The organism is Sphingobium sp. MK2 (genome assembly GCF_040170545.1).
GTDB lineage: Bacteria > Pseudomonadota > Alphaproteobacteria > Sphingomonadales > Sphingomonadaceae > Sphingobium.
Genome location: NZ_JAZDXA010000036.1, coordinates 20,304 through 39,072, shown reverse-complemented (window position 1 = coordinate 39,072; position 18,769 = coordinate 20,304). Strand labels below are relative to the sequence as shown.

Below are 18,769 nucleotides of genomic sequence, written 5' to 3'. Positions count from 1 at the left end.
TGCCCGCCCACGCCAACGGACACTGGGACATCCAGCCAGTCTAATGCCGGTGTGGACGCATAGCTCAGTTGGTAGAGCAGCTGACTCTTAATCAGCGGGTCCTTGGTTCGAGCCCAAGTGCGTCCACCATATTTTCAATGAAATCAACCACTTAGAGATAGGTTCAGGTTTCCATTTTGGCTCCTGACACCCGGGTGTCACTATGGGTGCCATATGGGTGTCACCGGAACGGTGATCATTGGTGGATGAGGATGGTCAAGGACGGAGCCGAGATTCGATTGTGCCGACCTACTTTCGCCTCCGTGCGAGGAATGCGCGCAGACTATCGGTTGGGACGAGGGTCGATCTACCGACCTTGATGGTCTCAATCTCTCCCGAAGCAATCATCTCGTATAGCGTCGATTTGCCGATACCCAACATTTGGGCCGCAAGGGGTATGCGGACGGCCAATGGCTCTACGGATTGGGCCATTCTCTCGATATTCAGTTTTTTCACAAATGCCTGCCTGCCGACATGATGTCGAAAATCAGTGTTGGTAAGATCATGGCTCGACTGCCCGGAACGTGTTTGGCCCGTAGCGACGTCGCAGATGCCCTGCTACTGCAAGCGCGTAGCGTCGTTGTCGCCAGGTCGTTGGACTGTGATAGGCTCCAACCGCCCGCCAAAAATCACCCGTGACGGCCAACCCCGACAGGAAAATCCACCGGGCAGCCTGTACGTTGAAGCACGGATCGTTGATCAACCAGGCACGTACCTGTGCGGGCGAACGCTGAGAAAGCGTAGCAAGTCTTGGCACCCAGAAGCTATTGACTTGTAGCGGCCCAAGATCGTGACTGCCGTTGCTGTTCGGAACCTCAGCACCGATCCATCCGGCCTCCTGATCACGCAGACCCCAGAGCGTTTTTTCGAGCCATGATCTGCCCGCCGACGCGAATTGAATACATCGGGCGATCTCACGTTCCCCGGTGGCAGACCTGACCGGACGAGAGTCCGCTACAGCTGAACCGGATAGTAGGACGAGGCCCGCTACGAGCGCCGGCAAGGCATAGGGGCCCGGCCGCCAGCGAGGGCGCGAAATGGGGAGTCTCATATGCGCTTCCCCCTGACCAAGACGGGTTCATCGCGAATGAGGGCAAGAAGCTGGTCACCAGATATGATCTGGATATGAGGATGACGATTAAGCAGCGTTCGGGTCGATGGTCCGGTTCGTCCAGTGTGAATGAAAAGCCCCGGCATACTCTTTGCGGCACATAGCTGCGCGAACGCATCAACATGTTCGGGCCGTATCGTATCTGTGTAGCGCTTTGCCTGGGCGAGCCAGACCCAACCGCAGATTCTTACCTTCCCATCAATACCTCCATCGCCGGTGTAGCGCTGGTTTCGGACCACTTCGATCGCGCGACGCTCAAAACATTCCAGAAGCAGTTCCTCGAAAGCCAAGGGATCCATGCGGCGCAACCGGGCGAAAACAACTGCCGGAGGCTGGGATCGATCGCGGCCCTGCAATTGCCGGCACATGATGCGTGCCTGTCGACGTCGCCATCTGTGTTTGACCGGAATGCGGAAACCACGAAGGAACCAGAAAAGGAGCACAGCCCCGACGACAACAAGCCATATGGCCCCATCAGCGATCATGACCGCCTCCGTGATCCTGGGAAGGAGCATGGGCAGGTTCGGGAGCCGGCTGGGGCGCCGTCGCGGCGGCGCGCCCATCGTCCCGGTCATCGCCTCGATGGGAACTTCGGTCGAGTAGGGATACGACCCACCGGTCCATGAAGGACGCAGCCGACAACGCGCGATCGGCGATGCGCTCAGCCAAGCCACTGGGCTTTGCACTCTCTGCAGATTCACGTTGCGCCGCCGGCTTGTCCTTACGCTCCTCGCGGTCGGCGCGTTGTTCGTCGCGGAGTCTGTCCCAGCGATCGGCGTGGCGGGCCGACCGGCCCTTCACACTGTCCCGTTCGATCCGCCCCAAGCCCTGTAGCGAGGAGGTTTTTTCGCCCGAGCGCTGTTTCAGCTTTTCGACCAGCCGCCTCCGGTTCTCCGTCCAGAGCTTCGCGCCAAACCTCGCGCGGGTGATGGCCGTGTAGTAATTCTGGCCGGTGACCAGCGGTGAGTTCACCGGAGCGAGAACATAGACCCGATCGTAAGTCTTGGACTGCGCGGAATAAACGGTTTCGCCATAGCCATGGTCCCAGTTCTTGTGCCGGGACAGGTCGATCTCCTGGATCCTGCCGTCCCGATCCCAACGAATCGTGGCGAGCGTGCCGTCGAGGCGCTCCACGGTGCCGCGCTCGGCATTCTTGAGGTCGAGGTCCCGGTTAGCCAGACGCCACTGGATCCGGTCGCCGGCGGCAAGTTCGCGATTCTCTTCCCTGAACACATTGATCTGGGAGGCCCGACCCAGGCGAGGGTCCCACTGGATGGTCCGGCCATTCTCATCCATCAGGACGATTGTCTGGCGCCCACGCGCGTCGCGTCCGATGCCGATCACCTTGTATTCTGCGTCGCGGGCGATCCCGAGGTTGGCATTGTCGCGGGAGAACACCACGACCTGACCCCGGGAATAGAAACGCGCGAAATGTTTCTCCTGGTCGGTCATCCCCGAGGGCGAAAGGATCGAAAGCCGGGCTTCTTCGGCCGCGATGGCGCCTTCGGTCTTCAGCGTCTCACGGACCTTGGTGTTGACGATCAGACGGCTCGCGTTATCGAGCACGAGGATATTGGTCTTCGCGCGCTGTTCGGGACTGAGCCTTGTCCAGTCGGCGACCAGCCACTCCGCAAGCTTCTCGGTGTTCTCTCCGGTTGTTACGGCCTCAAGCGCCTTTAGGGAGCCCTCATAGTTCTGGAGACGGGCCAGCCGGACGGCCTGCATGATCCTCTCGTCCTGCTGACGGACTGGATCCTTCAGCTCCGCCGTTGGCATTCCCAAGCGCATCATCAGCCAGAAGGGCTTGCCCTGCTCGATCGCTCCCGTTTGCCGCGTGTCTCCAAGCAGGATGAGGCGGGCTCCGGTGGTTCGGCTGATATCGAGCAGCCGGGTCGCTTGGCGGTTGCCAAGCTGGCCAGCCTCGTCAATCACCAGGACATGGCTGTCGCCGAGCTTTGCTCCGCCGGTGGCAAGCAGACTTGCGACGGTGCGCGACTCGATATTGGCCTTTTGACCCAGCTCAGCGGCCGCCGACGAGGTGGGAGCGAGTGCGATCAGGGTCGCGTCTTCCCCGACCGCCTCGCGCAATGCGCCTATAATCGTCGATTTGCCGGAGCCGGCAACGCCGTGCACGGCGACAACCCTGTGGTGGGTAGTTCCTACATGCAGAAGCGCCGTTCTTTGCTCGGGCTTGAGATTGCGGGCGATGCCGGCGTCACGGAGGGCTTCGACCGTCGCGAGGGGCCGCGCATCATTGAGGGCAAGCGCAAGATGATCCGACAAGGCCAGCTCCAGGCGGGCCGTCTTTCGGGTAGTGCGTCCGCGCGTATGGATTTCGTCACCAGTGCGATGCCGGGTCTCCAACAATTTCGCGCGCGCCTGATGTTCCTCCGCGACGGGGCGGATGTCGGAGAGTCGAACCTCGCCCACATGGGAGGCTAAAGCCGTCTGCAGTAACCGTCCGAGGTTGTTGACCGCCTCCTTGCCCTCGGATTGTCGGATACCGAACAGCATCGCTCGCGCCGCCGTTTGAGGTTCGACGTCGAGCTTGCGCTCCCCGACCTCCTCTGCGGTCGTCCTGGTCTTTTTTACCGCCTCGGCATGGAGACCAAGCCGGACATCCCATTTCTGATGCAGGTCTTCCAGCGACACCTTCTGCTTGGGACCGCGCGTGAGGTAGAAGGCCTGTTGCCGCGCCGCCTGCCCGGTCAGGCCATGTTCCTTCGCGTGCGCGTCGATCTGCTCGGCGCGCTGGGACATGTCGGTGATCAAATCCTTGCGGACGCCCTTGATTTCGAAGAGGCCGCGCCGGGGATCGAACTCGACTTCATAGCCAAGCTCCTTGAGGAGGTGCGCCAGTTCGTTCCGATAGATCTGTCCCGCAGCCATCTGCTCGGCAAACATCACTCGCGTTTCGAGGCTGACCTTCAGGGAGCCGTCACGCTCGTCGGTGATGTTCATGACGACGACATGGGTATGGAGATGAGGGTCAAGCTCGCGCGACGCATGCTCCGTGAAGCGCGCGTAGATCAGCCGCCCGGTCGTTTTCTCGGTGACCTCACCGTTGACGCGGTGGCGCATCGTTGCGTGCTCCTCGAGATAGGAGAGCGCGACGCCGACCGCCTCTTCATGCGCCTGGACAATCCGGTCATCGCCGGCCACAAGCGCCATGATCGACACGGACTTGGGCGCGTTGACCGCGAAGTCCCAGCCGGGATGATGCTGAATTTCGCCGTTTGAGCGGCGGCGCCCCAGTTGCTGGTCGTCAACGTTGCCGGCTAGCAATTCCTTGAAAACGGCTGGATCGACCTTGCCTTCGAGGCCGAGTTCGGCGGCAACCTTGCCACCCCATTCGGAATGCTCGTCGGTGCCTTTCGTATAATAGTCTCCCACAGTGTAATATCTGGCGATGTTGGCGGGCTTCCCCTTGAGGCGGATCGGGTTGATCATGCCGGCCTCGCCGCGTTGCGGGCGCCGCCATGGCGGCCGTGCTGACTCAGGCGAAATCCCGCGGGCTTGCCGAACAATTCAAGTGGCGGCGTAGAGGATGCAGGCTCCTCCCCCCGGTGCGGATCGGACGGGGGCGCGGGTTCGGCCCTTGAGGTGTCGTCCGGCGCCTCCTCTTCCCCCGGCGGAGGTGTCAGAGGCAGTTCGGCTTTGGGGGCTTTGGGTTCGGGCCGGCGCCGTTTTGTAGTACCTGTCTTCGGCTTTGCCTGCTCCGCTGGCGTCGCCGGAGTTGGGGGCATCGGCGGAACCGTAACGGCCAATCGTATGGGTGGCGTCCCGCGCTCCTCGAATGCCTCGGCGACAGAAACGACCTTGTTATAGCCGTCCTCGAACCGGACCACGGGAAGGTTACGCCCAAACCGCAGATAGCCCATCAGGTTTGGCAGATTGGTGACCTCGGTATGCATTACCAGTGGTCGCGTCACCTGCATGCGCGAGAGGTTCACGCCGTCGCGCATATCGTTCACGCCGTAGGACATGCCCTCATTGGCTTCGACCTGTTCGACCTGGCCGAGGTTCTCGCTGACATGCTTCGCCGTCGGGGTGTCGTTTGCCCTGAGCGCTACCCAGGTCGAACAATACCCGGTGATCGCTGCGGCATCCTGGATGCCGTAGGTTGCCTCGAGCTGAGGATAGCTCTGGAAGCCGAGGATACCGCAGCCGCCATATTTCCGGGCGCGGGCGAGGAAGTCCCCCAGCGACGGCAGACGCTGGAGGGTCGGTAGCTCGTCGATGACGCAATAAAGGCGTCGATTGCGATCGGGCGTCATACTCATGATCGCGCTGATGGCGATGTCGAGCCACACCGTGATCAGGGGGCGGAGCGAGGGAAGCTGATCCGCCTTCACCGTGATGAAGAGCCAGCTGTCGTCCCTTTCGTTGGCAACCCAGTCGCGGATCGAGAACCCATCGGCGGTATCGTCGAGATAGGAGAAGCTCCGCATGACGGAGGCGAGCTCGGCCTGGATTCCGGCACTGGTCCGCTCGCCCTCGGTCGAGATGAATGCAGCCGCATCGGTACCGGCGGCAAAGGCGGCGAGGTCCTTCAATTTGGAGCGCAGCAGCGTATCGAGCAGGATCGACACAAGGGTGCGTTCCTGACGCGCAAGCTTCCGCAGGACGGCGACTAGCGTGCCGCGCGCAGCCTTCGCCCAGAAGGGGTCGCCAGCCTTGTCGGGTATCGTGGACTCGGCGATCTGGTCGTAATGATAGTCCCGCGGGACATCGACCCAGGGTGACCAGCAGTCCGCCCTGGCGTCGAGCGGATTGAGCAGCACGTCGATCCCGGGACGATAGAATTTCTCCACGAAGGTGCCGGCCGTGTCATAGACGATGGCGCGGCGCTTCCGCTTCCGGATGCCGTCGAGCATCTTGACGATGATGTTGGTTTTCCCCGTGCCGGGAGCGCCGCAGATCAGGATGTGCTCGGGCTCGAAGGCGTCGGGCACATTGACGCCGCCGATCTCGAAGCTGCCCTTGGCGTGACGCCAAAGCGCCCGGCGGACCTGCCGCACCGTGCCGAATCGCGCCCCGCGCAGGAACTGGTTGGAGCCGAGCCCCCTTCCCGTCCGGGTGAAATAGAACCAGGCCCACGCCAGCATGGCGAGGGCGAACAGACCGGCAAGGGCGGCGCCGTGGATCAGGTAGGTCTCGAAGGCGGCAAGCGTCTTATTGGCGAGACCGGAATCCAGAAGTGCCTTGGGGCTGGTCCAGTACTGCTTACCCTCAGGAGTCTTGAACAGAATTGGAGTGACGTTGCCTGGAACGGCGTCTCCCATGAAGGCGGCCTGGCCGAGCTTCAGAAGGACGAAGCGCTCATATTCGGATGACTTCTCGAGCGCATACCAGATGGTGCCGCCGATCCAGATAACGAGCCCTGCAAGGACGGTCTGGTAGAAGACCTGGGTAGTCATCCGGACGTTATGGACGATCGCCTGTCCGCCCCGAGTCCAGGAGCCGAGCGTGTCGTGGCGGAAGATGCTCATGGCCGATCCTGCTCGGGATCGAGCAGTCCCCTTTCGCGGAGGAGCCGGCGCGCTTCGCCCAGGCCCTTCTGGAGGATGTCAGGCGATCGTTCGCCTACCGACGTGGCAAGGATGGCGAAGGCCTGGATGGCCGTCGCATGAAGCTCGTCGAAGCGAGCGTGATAACCCGAAGGGTCGCTTCCTTCGAAGCGTTCGAGGATGTCGCGACAATAGGTCGCTGCCCCGAGACCGGCATTGCGCGCCTGGACAGTAAGGCGCGCATAGAGGTCATCGTCTATGCGGATAGTAATGCGTGCCAAGCGGCGGACTCCTTGTCCGGCACGCCAGCAACGTGGTGAAGCGAGGCTGTTATACTCGATTTACGCCGTGATCTCAACAGTTTATCAAAACTGCCGGTGGCAGCCATTAAGTGCCAAGGCAGATCAATCGCTTAGGTCAGTTGTTCCCATGGCCTGGCTGCCGGTGGCAGCCGATCAGTGCCAAATTGGCCGCCATCCTGTGCCGGCCGGAAATAGCGGAAATGCGGGCGATTCGCACCCGCAGCACCCGTGCGTGGGGTGCATTACACCCGCCTCCGGCGTGCGTCCCTCGCCCGCAGCGCGCTTGCCCGCTGCGCCCGTCGATCCTGATCGGCGCGGGTATCCCTGTCAGGGGAGCAGTGCTTGATCGGTTTCGCTATCGGCGGGAAGGCGTTGCAAGCGAAAGCTCCTTGGTGGATAGTCGGGAGTGGCGAGCAGACCTCCTTCTTAGAAGGAGTCCAAACATGCCCAAGATGACGGAACGGGAACGGCTCGCGAAGATCGAGGCCGACCAGCGCAACCTCGCGCAAGAAGCTGAGACGGTGCGGCGCGGATTGCGCGCGCAATATGGAAAGGTCGCGACCGAGATTGCCGTGGAGAGACTGAGCGAGCGCGAGTTTCGCGATGTGCTCGGCCAAGCGATCCGGGTGGGTGGAGGTGCCGCGCTGGCAGCCTTGAAGGCGCTCCCGGCCGCGTCCGATGATCCGCCCGCACGGGGTTTGCCGGTCAAGACTGGTGCCGCCGCGCGGGGGAATCCCGGCGCTGCGCTGCCGCCCGGATCGGAGGCCGGAGGAGCGAGCCATGCGACGGTGCAGCCTTAGCGGAAAGGGGAGCGACGTTGGCGGGCGGAACGCCCGGCAAAAGGAGCGACGCGGGGGAAACCGTTCGGGTTTCCCCCGCTCGTGCGACAAGCACGACAAGGGACCGGCTGCGGTGTGCCGCGCCGGTCCCTCTCGTTGGGTGTTCGTCCGATCAGGCCGCTATGACGCGGCGCTTGCGCTTGATCGGCACATCGGGTTCCTGATCGGTCCTCATGAAAACATGCGTGGGCACGCGGTGCCCCTGTTCCGGGTTGAGCAGGTCATAGAGGCTCGACTGGATGCCGGAACCTTCGCACAGCAGCGCCTCGACCGGCATAAGCTCGGCAATGTCGCGGTTGCGCTTGAAGCCCTTGCCCTTGCCGCGTCCATAGAGGCCGAACGCGATACAGACGGCACCGCGCTGCGCTGCCCATGCGGCGGCGGCGGCGTCCACACCGGCGCGCTGCCCGGTGGTGACAAGCACCATGTGCGGGATGCGCGCCCTGATCTGGTCGAGCCTGTTCCAGATGACGCGCCAGTCGTGCCAGTCCTGCGGGCCGGAAACGACGACGACGGGGCCTTGCGGGTCGTAGCGATCGCGCCGCCGCTCGGATCGTGCGCGCAGGAAGTCGAGCGCGGAAATCTGGCTGGCGGTGGTGACATGGGACGCGCGCGATCCCCGAGCCGGGGACCATGGGCGACCGGCATAGGCGCGATACATCGCGGCGGCATAGTCGCGCATGGCTTCCATGGCGGCGCGCTGCTCGGCGACCGACTGGCATTCAAGCTGGGTGTCTTCCAGTTCCTTGTTGAACACCTCGCCCGGTTCCAGACGGCGGGCCATGTCGCGGATGGTGTCGGCCAGCCTGTCCTCGCGGCCTTCGAGTTTGCCCGCGACAAAGTGGAAGCTGTTGACGAAGCCCCATGCGAGTTCGGGCGCGAGCGGGTCGAGCCGCGTATCGCCTAGCAGGTCGAAAATGGCGGCGACGATGCCCCCGCATTCCGCCTGCGCCGCGAGCGGATCGGGCATGGTGTGTTCGGCAGGGTCTTCGCCCGCGTCGATGATGGTGAGGGGCAAGGGATCGCCGAACGATGCCACGAAATCTGGCGTAGCGGTGAGTTCGGCATAGAGTTCCGGCAGGTCGGCAAAGCTGCTAACGCTGCGCAAGGCCGTTGGCTTGCTCATGGGATGCACTCCTTGTGAGGGTGACGGTTCAGGGTCCGGGGAAGCGTTCCAGCGCTCCCCCGGCCCGCCTTTGATGCCGCTTAGAAGGGCACCTCATCGTCAAGGCCGCGCCCGTTCCCGGTATATTCGCCGCCGGGGCCTGCGGTGCTGCCGCCGGAGAAGCCGCCGCCCGACCGTCCGCCGAAACCGCCCTGTCGCTGGCCGCCGCCGGAGCGTCCGCCAAAGCCGCCGCCCTGTGCCTCGCGGTCGCGCCGCCACTGGACATCGAAGCCGTTCGTCTCGTCCCCGAAAAGGGCGATGGGGAGCGGCTCGCGGAAGCTGGGATCGTCGACCATGCCGGACAGGAACACCTCGTCATTGGACTTCATGCGGCGTTCCCAGACGACACCGATCTGGATTTCGTCGCCAGCGCGGTTCGTCTCGTAGATTTCATAGACGGGGGCGCTGTCGCTCTGTCGATCCTCGACACGGCGCATGATGAGGTAGGGAAAGCGCATCTCGCGGGTGGCGATCTTGCCGATAATGTCGCTGGCGCGCTCGTCGAATTTGAAGCTACCGATCTTCATGACTTCATCCTTTCTCTTGGGTGCGGGCCATTTTTCTTTCCCGGCCGCATCCAAACCCTACTCCCTCCCCTCCATTACTTCCATGTTATTGATTTATTGACAGATTTTCATCGTGCCTGGTGAGCCCGAGCACAGACGGCCGCGTCAGCGGCCCACAAATGACGAAGACGCACCGGCCGCGCAGCGGTCGGTTCCGCTTGAATGGAAAGGGAGCGTGGGCCGGCTCGATCGTCATCGCACCCGGAGCCGCCCTCGCAGGTCCGAAGGCGCAGGGCGGGGCTCTTGTCCGCAAGAAGCACGGGAGGGGCTCTAGCGAAGCTTGGCGAAAAGGGGCCGGCGCTTCTGTTGAAAACAGACAAACATCGCCGGCCCCTTTTCGCCTAGCGTAGCTTTGTCCCGACGCAATTCTTGCGGACGAAACCCGCCCTGCAACGCACGGATCCTGCGAGGGCGGCGAAGGGTGTGATGCGATCGGGCTGGCTCCACGATCCGCATCGCGCGACTAGCGCGATTCCTTAGGCGAAGCCTGCATTGCGGTGGTCGTGCGGCTGGACTCTCCAGTCTGGAAGGAAGCGCCTCACCTGCCGGGCACACCCGCGGAAGGGATCGTTACCGCGAAGCGGAGTGCGCCGTTGTGGCGCGAAGAAGAAGGAGTGTTCGTATGAACTAAGCTTACTGGCGTAGCTTGTGCCTGACCGACTTACCGGGGCTGGTGATGAACCGGCTGAGACTCCGAAAGGGGAACGGGACCAGAGCATGTCGGGGAACGGATCGAAACTGGGCGCCGCAGTCCGGTGGTTGACCAACAGGCAAGGTGTGCATGGTGAAGACTGTATTGTTTGAATCCCAGTTTCCAACGATTACGAGGTTGGTGATGGTGAACGCGGCTGACACACCATCCCGGGCGGAGCGAGGAGCGTGGCCCTGTGAATCGCTGCCAGTCCGCCCGGCGTGGCCCCCGTCAGGGGACCAAGGAAACGAATGGGGCACCTAAACACACCGCGACTCCTCACTCGCGTAACTACGGGATCGTCTAAACAGGACGGCTTGCCGGACCTGCATGGCGACGGAGCCGTCATAGTAATCGAACGCCCGGCGTAATGGCCGGGACAGCCGCCGTGTGGCGGACGGGACAGCGGTATAAGCAGGAGTGATCCGCGCGAAATCCGCTGCTTCTGGGTGAAGGACGGCAGTTCTGCGTAACTCGACGGATCAACGGAAAGGGACTGCTGATGCAGACCGCTACTATCCTGAGACGGATCGAGAAGCTTCCGGCCCTGTCGCGGGCGGGTAAGCGGATCAATGGTCTCCACCGCCTCATGCGGTCCCGCTGTCTATATGAGCGGGCCTATGACAGAGTATCCCGTAATCGGGGTGCGATGACGCCGGGAGTGGACGGACAGACCTTCGACGGCATGACGCTGGCGAGGCTCGACCGTCTGGTCCAAAGCGTGGCGGAAGGCCGTTACCGCCCTCGTCCAGTGCGGCGGGTCTATATCCCCAAGGGCAATGGTAAAATGCGCCCATTGGGCATCCCTACGGCGGATGATCGTATCGTTCAGGAGGCGGCGAGAATGATCCTCGCGGCGATCTATGAGCCTGTGTTCTCGAAACACAGTCATGGGTTCCGCGCGGGTCACTCCTGCCACACGGCTCTCGAAGAGATCCGCAAAACCTGGACGGGCGTGAAATGGCTGATCGAAGTGGATGTCCGCGGGTTCTTCGACAACATCGACCATGACATCCTGCTTGGCCTTTTGGCCCGGCGAATCGATGATCCTGTGTTCATCGGTCTGATCGGGACAATGCTCAAGGCCGGGTGCATGGACGACTGGAAGTTCGAGCGGACCTATAGCGGCACACCACAGGGCGGGGTTATCTCGCCCTTGCTCGCCAATATCTATCTCCATGAGCTGGACCAGTTCATGGAAGAGATGCGGACGGGCTTCGACAAGGGCGCGGAGCGGAAGGCAAACCCTGCCTACACCGCCTGTTCCCGCCAGATCGCCGCGCTCCGAACGGAGATCGACGCGATCCGCGCCACAAGCGCGGATAAGGCCGAGGTCCGAGCCCTTCTGGGGCGGATCAAGGCTGTTCAGAAGGAACGGCGGAAAATCCCCTCCGTCGATCCCATGGACCCGAACTTCCGACGCCTACGCTATTGCCGATATGCCGACGACTTCCTTGTCGGCGTGATCGGCAGCAAGGCGGACGCGGTGAGGATCATGGCCGATATACAGCACTTCCTCGCTGATCGGCTCAACCTCGCCGTGTCACCGGAGAAAACGGGGGTTCGCGATGCGTCGAAGGGATCGCCGTTCCTTGGCTTCCATGTATGCGCCTTCACGTTGCGTTCCGCCGGTACCATGGCGGGGCGTCAGAAGGTTGGCGGCGGGACGCGGCGCGTCCTCCGCCGATCGACGCGAGGGAATATCAAGCTGTGGGTGCCACGGGATCGGGTCTATGCGTTCTGTAGGCGCAAAAAGCTCGGCAACCTCGACCTGAGGAATGGCTGGGCGCGTCCGCAGTTCCTGGACTCCAGTGTCGCGGAAATCATCGTTGCCTATAGTTCGGAGTTCCGGGGCTTTGCCAACTACTATGCTATCGCCGATGGAGTTAAAGGGTCGCTCGACAATCTTGAGCTTATTGTCATCAGGAGCATGTTGGCGACCGTAGCCTGCCGGCGACGTGTAGGGAGGGCGAGCGTCCAGAAATCCTTGCTGATGGGGTCGGACTATGGAGTCTCCACCATGGTCCGAGGTCAACCGCGCGTCCATAAGCTGTGGCGGTTGAAGCATCTGGTCGTGAAGGCATGGGATAACCCCATTGTCGATAAAATCACGGTCGGCTCTCGCCTCGCGCAGAGTCCGAACGACCTCGCCACACGCCTGAGCGCTGGAGAGTGCGAAGCGTGCGGCGACACTGATGGTCCGTTCGAGATGCATCACCCGAACCGGCTGAAGGACAAGCCGCGCGACCAAATGAAACCATGGAAGGAATCGGCGCGGCGGCGCAGGACTATCGTTCTGTGCCACAAATGCCACGTTGCCCATCATGGTGGCCGGATGACCAGCGGAACGGAGAGCCGTGTGCATTGAAAGGTGCAAGCACGGTTCGGGGGGAGGCGCTGGGGCGTCCTCGAAAGAGGCGCCTCGCGCCCACCCTACCAAGACCCCGCAAGGGGGCTTGGTCGGAGCGTATGTGGAGATAGAGCCCGGTGCCCGCCTCGGGCGGGCATCCGCCCACCCCCGGCCACGACAGTCAGCCATTGCGAACCCCGCTGCGGTCATGTGATCGGTTCAAGGATTTCGCCACCGCCGCGTCGAATTCCCACACAATCGCTGCAAAGCCTGAGCGACGGCACACCGGGCATCGCTTCCGCTGCGTTCACAAGGCGATAGTCGTCGGCCGGATCGCCGCATGCCGAACAGACATCCGGTGACCCCATACGCTGGATGGAGATGCGCGCGATGGCGCCAAGCCGGGGCTCCACGCGGTCCACGATCGAGAACCACAGGTCCGAGTGCGGCGGAATGCGCTGCAGATGGCGAGCGGCTTCCTCGGGGTGGTGCCGCTTCAGCCAGGCGAGAGCAACGTCGCGCCGTGTCTGGTCGTTCACCACGAGCTGTTGGTAGAGCATTACGAGTTGCGCAGTGGTCTTCCGGCGGTTCGCCTCCAGAGCCCGCTGGTAGTGAAGGAGATTGACGGCGAAGCGCAGGCCACCGGTGTGGAATTCCCGAACGTGCTGATGCAATATTCGAGGAGGCCCTGATCGGGGTGAGGTCCGGCGCTCTCCTCCATATGGTCGAGATCATAATGCCACGGGTTGATCGCGAAGTCGGCTCGCCAAAGGTCGAGATAGCCGCTCTCCCGATAGAGACGGGCGATCTCCTCGTCCCATTCCGGATGGTCTTGCACAAGCTGGTCGAGGTCGCTGAAGTTCTCGACCGATGGATCGAGCCGCCGCGCGGCGGTCAATATGCGGTTCTGGACCTCCTGCATGTCGGCGATCGGGTTCGGGCGCTTGGCCCACGCCGCCAGCTCGGCTGATGACACCACCTCGGTCATGACCGGAAGCTCGGCGAGAAGCGGACTGCATCGGATCTGCTCGGGCGTGCAATAGTCGGCGTCGGCCACGAGGTGGATGCCCGCGCTGGCGAACGCCCGGGCGACAAGGCGCGAACAGAAGAGTTGCCGTGTCCTTGGCTTGGGACCGCTCAGGACCGATCGCACCGCTTCGCTCCTGGAGTAGCGTGTCCCGATTTCGGCGCGCGCGAAATCGATGATGGTGCCAAGCTGAAGGTCGCTCGGGGGCAAGCGAAGTCGGAGCACGGTGACATGATCGTCCGGCCCGTAAAGCTCGCGCTGGATATTGTGCGCCTGCACGCCGTCATCGGTCGAGTCGATGATCGAGCCATGCTGGACGCAGATCATGGCATGGGACACCTGCCCCTTGGTGGCGAGGCGGATGGCCTTGCTCACCTTGCCGCGGGACGCGGTGAGAATGATGTCGCCCGGCATGAGCAGTTCGACCTTGATGCGGCGGGTCGGTTCGTCAGGCATGGGGCACCGTTAGCTGAGATTGGTGGAGTCGAGGGTTCCCCGGATCCATAGCGTTGGCGGCTCTTCGGAATCGATATAGTCGCGGATCGCGCGCTCGGCGTCCGCGGACGATCCGCCAACGCCGGCGCAGGACCATATGCGGTCGATATGGGCATGCTCCGCATGCACCCAATCGAGGATCGTGAGGGCGGCGTGGCCATCGACGGTGCGGCTCGGAAAGCTGGGGGAGATCCGCGCGCTGTCCGAGGTCGCGACGGTGAGGATCGATCCTTTATTGGGGTTCCTCGCATCGAGCTTGTTGGCGGCGATCAGCGCGGTTCCCATGACGGGCAACAGCGTCATGAGGCCGCTTCCGAGCGACACGCAATCGTCCGACCCGTCGCGCGCGATGGCCTCCCGGATCACCTTGGGCCACAGCCCCGAGATGTCGGCGAATTCCCCTTCGGCTATGGCAGCGCGGGCGAGACATCCGGCACGAGAGATGTGGCGCATGAGCGCAACGGCGATGGCGGCGCAGCGATCGAGCTGGGGCTCGTGGAAGTCGGCGACGATGATGAAGCCGTCTCCGAACTGGTGGGCGAAGAGGCGGTCGCCGTCATCGCGGTAGAGCCGGGTTCCGAGGCTGTAGATGCCCTCCATGAGGGCGCTCAGGCCCAACACGGCTTTGTGCCCACGCTCCCAGAGCGTGCTGAAGCCTTCAACGTCGATCCAGATCGACCAGCGTCTTCCATCTTCAATCGGCCGGGGTTCGACAGGCGCGCCTCGTTCGGTGGTCATCCGGCTCGTCCTGCCTTCTGCTGCGTGCTACATATTGCGGTCTCCCATCGGGCATCTTGCGGCAAGGCCCTGCGGAGCGTGGCGCTCTCCTTGGGTGGCTTATGAGACAAGAGTAAGCCTTTGTCCGATCGAACGGTCGAGCCCTTCGCGAACCTCGGCGGCGACCGACCCGGCCAGCTCGTCGGGTGAGAGCCCGAGCAGGGCGACCACGCGCCGGCGCAGTTCGGGGATATATTTGAGGAACTGGCGTTCCTTGGGCCGGTCGGCCAAGTTATTCTCGATCGCATCGAGGCTCCAGAGGACGGTGATCCAGCACTCCATGAAGTCGACGGGCATGCCGCTATAGTCACGCGCGATCATGAGCCGGGTGATCGCCGGCGTGCGGCCGCAGAAGAAGGCGACCAGGATACGGACGGTGAAACGCGGCCAGGATAGCGGGGCGCTCGAACCGTCGAGGCCGTGAGGGAGATCGGGACAGCGGGCCTTATAGAGGAGGAATAGGATCCAGAAGCGCAGTCGCAGGACATCGCTCGGGCCGAGCGGTTCGTCGTCCCATTCGAGACCCTCGGCATAGCCGATAACGTGGCGCTCATAGAGGCGCGCGTCGATCGGGGCGGGATCAATCGGCTCCTCGTCCGGCTGGCGCGGCTGCGCAAGGTCGCCACCATCGGCGCCATCATCGAGATCAGCGTCACCGCCCTCTTCCGTAGGCTCGTCATAGGCGGGATCATCGTCTTCGCCCGCCGTCGGAGCGGGAGTTCGGCCGGAGAGCAGATTGAGGAAATCCCGGATGCTGTCGCTATAGGTCCCGGCGAGACTGTTCGCGCCAGCGGCGCCCGACCGCCCGCCGCCAGGTCGCGCCTGCACGAATTCCTCATAGCTCAGCGACACGGGTGCCTCGGCCTCGCCATCGCTTTTGCGCGAAGGTCTGCGGGCGGCTGCAAGCGAGGGGGAGTCAGCAGTTTGCTCGAAGTCGGCCCGAGCGAGTGTCTCGAAGGCCTGGTGCATCCAGAGATCGAAGTCGGTCCCATCGGTGAATGGCGCGAGCGCCCGGGCGACAGCCCCGGTCGCCATTTCCCTGCGACGTCCGCGCAGCGCGTTCCGGTGCGTGACGTGGGCAATGGTCGAGCTGAAGTCGCCAGAGACGAAGCGTGCGAAGCACAGCGTCCGGTGGAGCGCCGGATCGACCGGCGCGGTGCGCGTGTCACCGGAATGGTGGAAGGACGCGACCGGGATGGACAGGAGCAGGTTTGCTCCATTGTCGAGGAGTTGGACCTCGCCTTCCTGCATCCCGCCGCGCGCCGGACGCCAGATGAGAACATCATTGTCGAGATCGAAGCTGCCGGGCTGGCGCGCTTCGATTGCCTTGAGGGGAATGGGTGTCGATGGGGTGCGTGGCGGAAGATCGGCAAGCGCGATGACATCGCCGTCGAGCCAGCGATCGAGCCCGAGGGCTTCGCGTGCAGCCCCGCGCTGTAGCCTCCGATAGATGCAAGCCTCTGCATTGAAGCCGATGGCCCCTGCCCGCCCCAGCGCCGGGGTTGTGCAGTTCGCGCTTCCGAACAGGATATGGTCGTGACGCGCGGTGGAAGCGATGAGTATCTTGGCGTGGGTAAAGCGTCGGGTGGGCCAGCCCAGCTCGACGATACGGGGCTTGCTGGCGAACGGCGCGTCGGCCGGAAACTCGTGACTCGTGCTGTCGATCGGGAGGATAATCCGCTTGGGCGCAAGACGCCGGGAGAGATCGGTAAGGGCGGAAAGATCGTCGTCCCAATAGGGGCTGATCACCACCAGCGACTGAACCTTGTCGCCTCCGACGAAGGAGACGAAGTGATCGCCGATTCCCGTTTCGTCTGGGGCATGGAGGAACGCGATCGCCGAACCGTCGTCCAGTTCCTGCAGGACCAAACCGGGCGGACCGTCGAGCCACGCCGCGCGCTCGCCCGCCCAGCGCAGGGCTTCTCGCGCAGGCGACGGTTCGGATGGCACGAGCGCGTTAAGATAGCGCCAGATGGATCGGACGATCTCGCGCTCGGGACCGTCCTCATCCTTGCACTCGATCTCGATCGAGACTTCGGCGTTTCCGGCAAGGCCCGCCGCGGTCAGGTTGGCGGAGCTGACGAAGGCGCGAGCGCCGTGACGGCCGATCTGAAGGATGATCTTGGGGTGGAAAATCCCGTCGGCGGCTGGCGGGCTGTGGAGCGCATAGTCGCGCCCGAGCGCTGTCGGCAGGATCGATCCGTCCGAAAGGGCGAGTGACGCCATGCGTGCGTCGGTGATGAGGAGCAGGTTCGATGCGCCGCTCGCCATCAGCTGAGGCAGGAGGATTTGTTCGACAGCCGCGAACTCCACGGCGAAGCTCGTGGCGATCGCACTGTGAAAGGGACGGCCGAGGCGGCGGCCGAGACGATCCGGCAGCCTCATCGGGAGGTTCCCAGCGCGTCGAACCCGAGCGCCGTCAGCCCATCCTCGTCCAGGAGATGGATGTCCTCGAGAAACTGGATGGCGGGCGCAAGGCGGGGCGTGGTGGCGACCGGCTGATATCCGGCGAGGAAGAAGAGGCGTCCATCGCGCAGTTCGAACAGGAAGGTGTAGTCGCGCTGCCGGCGGAGCTTCTGCATGGCGACCCAGCTATGCCGGCGGACGACGCGGTCGATCACATAGTCGGCGATCCGGTCGACGACACCGTCCGTCTCCCTGCTTTCGAGCCAGTCGAGTTCCGTGCGGAGCGATCGTGCAGGACCGCGGCCAGGCAAGCCGCGCGCTGCCGCATCGGCGAGATCGGGACGTGTCCGAAGCCGCTGGTGCAAGGCAGCCATCAGGGTGATGGCAGGAACAGCCTTGTCGGCCGGCGCGCCGCGGGCGCTCGTCAGGTCATCCCACATGGCCTGATATGGAAAGGTCCCCGGATCGAGGCTCAGGCGCAGGTCGCGCCAGCTCCCTGCGAACGCGTCCTCGTCATGCCCGGTCAAATGGGCGACCACCTCGGCGCGGATATCGGAGAGGGTTTGGCCCTGCCCGTCCGCGTTGATGATCGTGATTGCCCAGGCAAGCAGGGCGGCCGATGCCACCTGCATCAGATCCTGGCATTGATAGGCTTCCCAGTTGAGGCGCTGCGCCTCGAGAGGTTTGGGCAAAGGTGCCTGTGGCGGATTGAAGAGGTGCCAGCGGACATCCTCCGGTCCAGGCTGTTCCTCGATGGCGCGCGCGGTTTCCAGGATAAGGCTGAGCGTGGCGGCGCGGCTCGCCGCGCCCTGTGCGGGCGACTCTTTGCGTGCGAAGAGAAGAGCTTCGTAGAAGCTGCGCTCCTCGCTTTCCAACTGGATCTGGGAGGGCACGATCGGTCCGAGGCGATCGAGGTCGCGGACACTGACGCGGGCATCTGCGATCTTCTGGCGCAGGAGCTTTACGAGATCGGGTCCGATCGCGTCGGCGAACAGGCCGGCCGCGCGCCGGCCGAGATCGCGGGCGGCGACCTGTATCCCGTGGCGGTTCTCGGTGAAGAGGCCCAATTCGGCCATCTGGGTGTAGTAGGCGCCGCCGAAGACCCCGAGCGACTGGCGCAGATAACGCTCCTGTGACGCGTCGGTGGACGCCGCGGCGGCGAAGTCGATGACCCGCTCCTCTGCGGCCAACCGGCGGTTGGCCCAGTCGACGCCGCCCACGCCGGTTTCCCCGGCCCGCGCGGAGACCAGGGCATAGAGCGCTTCGGCGCGCCGCACCCAGGTGCGCCAGGCCTCGAAATCGCTGGTGGCGCCGCGGAGAGCATAGGTCTCGCTCACCCAGCAATAATAGCCGTAATAGCGCATCCGCAGGGTGACGTTGCTGATGCCGGGGAGGAGCGACTGGTAAAGCACAACCCCGCTATTCTGCATTCCAAGCGGATCAAGGCCGCGCTTGTCGGCCCTTTCGGTCCATTGCGGCAATAGATACAAA

General features: G+C 63.5%; 14 protein-coding genes and 1 tRNA gene. 3 read left to right on the top strand and 12 right to left on the bottom strand.

Annotated features, from left to right (window positions below; translation table 11 throughout):
- The first annotated feature begins 53 nt into the window (after positions 1 to 53).
- Positions 54 to 129, top strand: a tRNA-Lys gene (locus tag V2I08_RS15150).
- A 159-nt stretch (positions 130 to 288) separates the two neighbouring features.
- Here V2I08_RS15150 and V2I08_RS15145 read toward each other — a convergent pair.
- The 5 genes from V2I08_RS15145 to V2I08_RS15125 all read right to left on the bottom strand — a co-directional run bounded on the left by V2I08_RS15145 (position 289) and on the right by V2I08_RS15125 (position 6,941).
- Positions 289 to 420 (bottom strand): helix-turn-helix domain-containing protein, encoded by a 132-nt coding sequence (locus V2I08_RS15145; protein ID WP_268747147.1) that lies wholly within the window; start codon positions 418 to 420, stop codon positions 289 to 291.
- Between the two features lie 666 nt (positions 421 to 1,086).
- Positions 1,087 to 1,635 carry a restriction endonuclease gene (locus V2I08_RS15140; RefSeq protein WP_043149883.1) on the bottom strand — a complete coding sequence of 183 codons (549 nt, stop codon included), beginning with the start codon at positions 1,633 to 1,635 and terminating at the stop codon, positions 1,087 to 1,089.
- Positions 1,625 to 4,600, bottom strand: a complete 2,976-nt coding sequence (gene mobF / locus V2I08_RS15135) for a MobF family relaxase (RefSeq protein WP_349635871.1) — start codon at positions 4,598 to 4,600, stop codon at positions 1,625 to 1,627. Before mobF ends, V2I08_RS15140 begins: the two co-directional genes overlap by 11 nt.
- Positions 4,597 to 6,642: a type IV secretion system DNA-binding domain-containing protein gene (locus V2I08_RS15130; RefSeq protein ID WP_349635870.1), complete on the bottom strand. Its 2,046-nt coding sequence runs from the start codon at positions 6,640 to 6,642 to the stop codon at positions 4,597 to 4,599. The genes mobF and V2I08_RS15130 overlap by 4 nt, the downstream gene beginning before the upstream one ends.
- A complete protein-coding gene (locus V2I08_RS15125; RefSeq protein WP_043149881.1) occupies positions 6,639 to 6,941 on the bottom strand; it encodes a hypothetical protein in 303 nt (100 codons plus the stop codon). The genes V2I08_RS15130 and V2I08_RS15125 overlap by 4 nt, the downstream gene beginning before the upstream one ends.
- Before the next feature lie 464 nt (positions 6,942 to 7,405).
- Between V2I08_RS15125 and V2I08_RS15120 the strand changes: the two genes are divergently transcribed.
- Positions 7,406 to 7,762, top strand: a complete 357-nt coding sequence (locus tag V2I08_RS15120) for a hypothetical protein (RefSeq protein WP_349635869.1) — start codon at positions 7,406 to 7,408, stop codon at positions 7,760 to 7,762.
- A 151-nt stretch (positions 7,763 to 7,913) separates the two neighbouring features.
- Here the strand turns inward: V2I08_RS15120 and V2I08_RS15115 are convergent, their stop codons facing one another.
- Together V2I08_RS15115 and V2I08_RS15110 are read right to left on the bottom strand one after the other, a co-directional pair.
- A complete protein-coding gene (locus tag V2I08_RS15115; RefSeq protein ID WP_349635868.1) occupies positions 7,914 to 8,927 on the bottom strand; it encodes a DUF2493 domain-containing protein in 1,014 nt (337 codons plus the stop codon).
- An 80-nt stretch (positions 8,928 to 9,007) separates the two neighbouring features.
- Complete coding sequence (locus tag V2I08_RS15110; RefSeq protein ID WP_349635867.1) at positions 9,008 to 9,493, bottom strand: DUF736 domain-containing protein; 486 nt, start codon at positions 9,491 to 9,493, stop codon at positions 9,008 to 9,010.
- A 1,232-nt stretch (positions 9,494 to 10,725) separates the two neighbouring features.
- Between V2I08_RS15110 and V2I08_RS15105 the strand changes: the two genes are divergently transcribed.
- On the top strand, positions 10,726 to 12,591 hold the full coding sequence (locus V2I08_RS15105; protein WP_066609255.1) for a reverse transcriptase/maturase family protein: 1,866 nt from the start codon (positions 10,726 to 10,728) through the stop codon (positions 12,589 to 12,591).
- Positions 12,592 to 12,779: 188 nt separating this feature from the next.
- On the opposite strand, the gene V2I08_RS15100 is transcribed toward V2I08_RS15105, so the two are convergent.
- The 5 genes from V2I08_RS15100 to V2I08_RS15080 all read right to left on the bottom strand — a co-directional run bounded on the left by V2I08_RS15100 (position 12,780) and on the right by V2I08_RS15080 (position 18,708).
- Positions 12,780 to 13,133: a hypothetical protein gene (locus V2I08_RS15100; RefSeq protein WP_349635865.1), complete on the bottom strand. Its 354-nt coding sequence runs from the start codon at positions 13,131 to 13,133 to the stop codon at positions 12,780 to 12,782.
- Positions 13,133 to 14,056, bottom strand: coding sequence for a YiiX/YebB-like N1pC/P60 family cysteine hydrolase (locus V2I08_RS15095; RefSeq protein WP_349635864.1), 924 nt, complete (start codon positions 14,054 to 14,056; stop codon positions 13,133 to 13,135). The genes V2I08_RS15100 and V2I08_RS15095 overlap by 1 nt, the downstream gene beginning before the upstream one ends.
- 9 nt (positions 14,057 to 14,065) lie before the next feature.
- A complete protein-coding gene (locus V2I08_RS15090) occupies positions 14,066 to 14,833 on the bottom strand; it encodes a hypothetical protein (RefSeq protein WP_349635863.1) in 768 nt (255 codons plus the stop codon).
- Between the two features lie 99 nt (positions 14,834 to 14,932).
- Positions 14,933 to 17,257 carry a hypothetical protein gene (locus tag V2I08_RS15085; RefSeq protein WP_349635862.1) on the bottom strand — a complete coding sequence of 775 codons (2,325 nt, stop codon included), beginning with the start codon at positions 17,255 to 17,257 and terminating at the stop codon, positions 14,933 to 14,935.
- Complete coding sequence (locus tag V2I08_RS15080; RefSeq protein WP_349635861.1) at positions 17,254 to 18,708, bottom strand: hypothetical protein; 1,455 nt, start codon at positions 18,706 to 18,708, stop codon at positions 17,254 to 17,256. Before V2I08_RS15080 ends, V2I08_RS15085 begins: the two co-directional genes overlap by 4 nt.
- Positions 18,709 to 18,769: the final 61 nt, after the last annotated feature.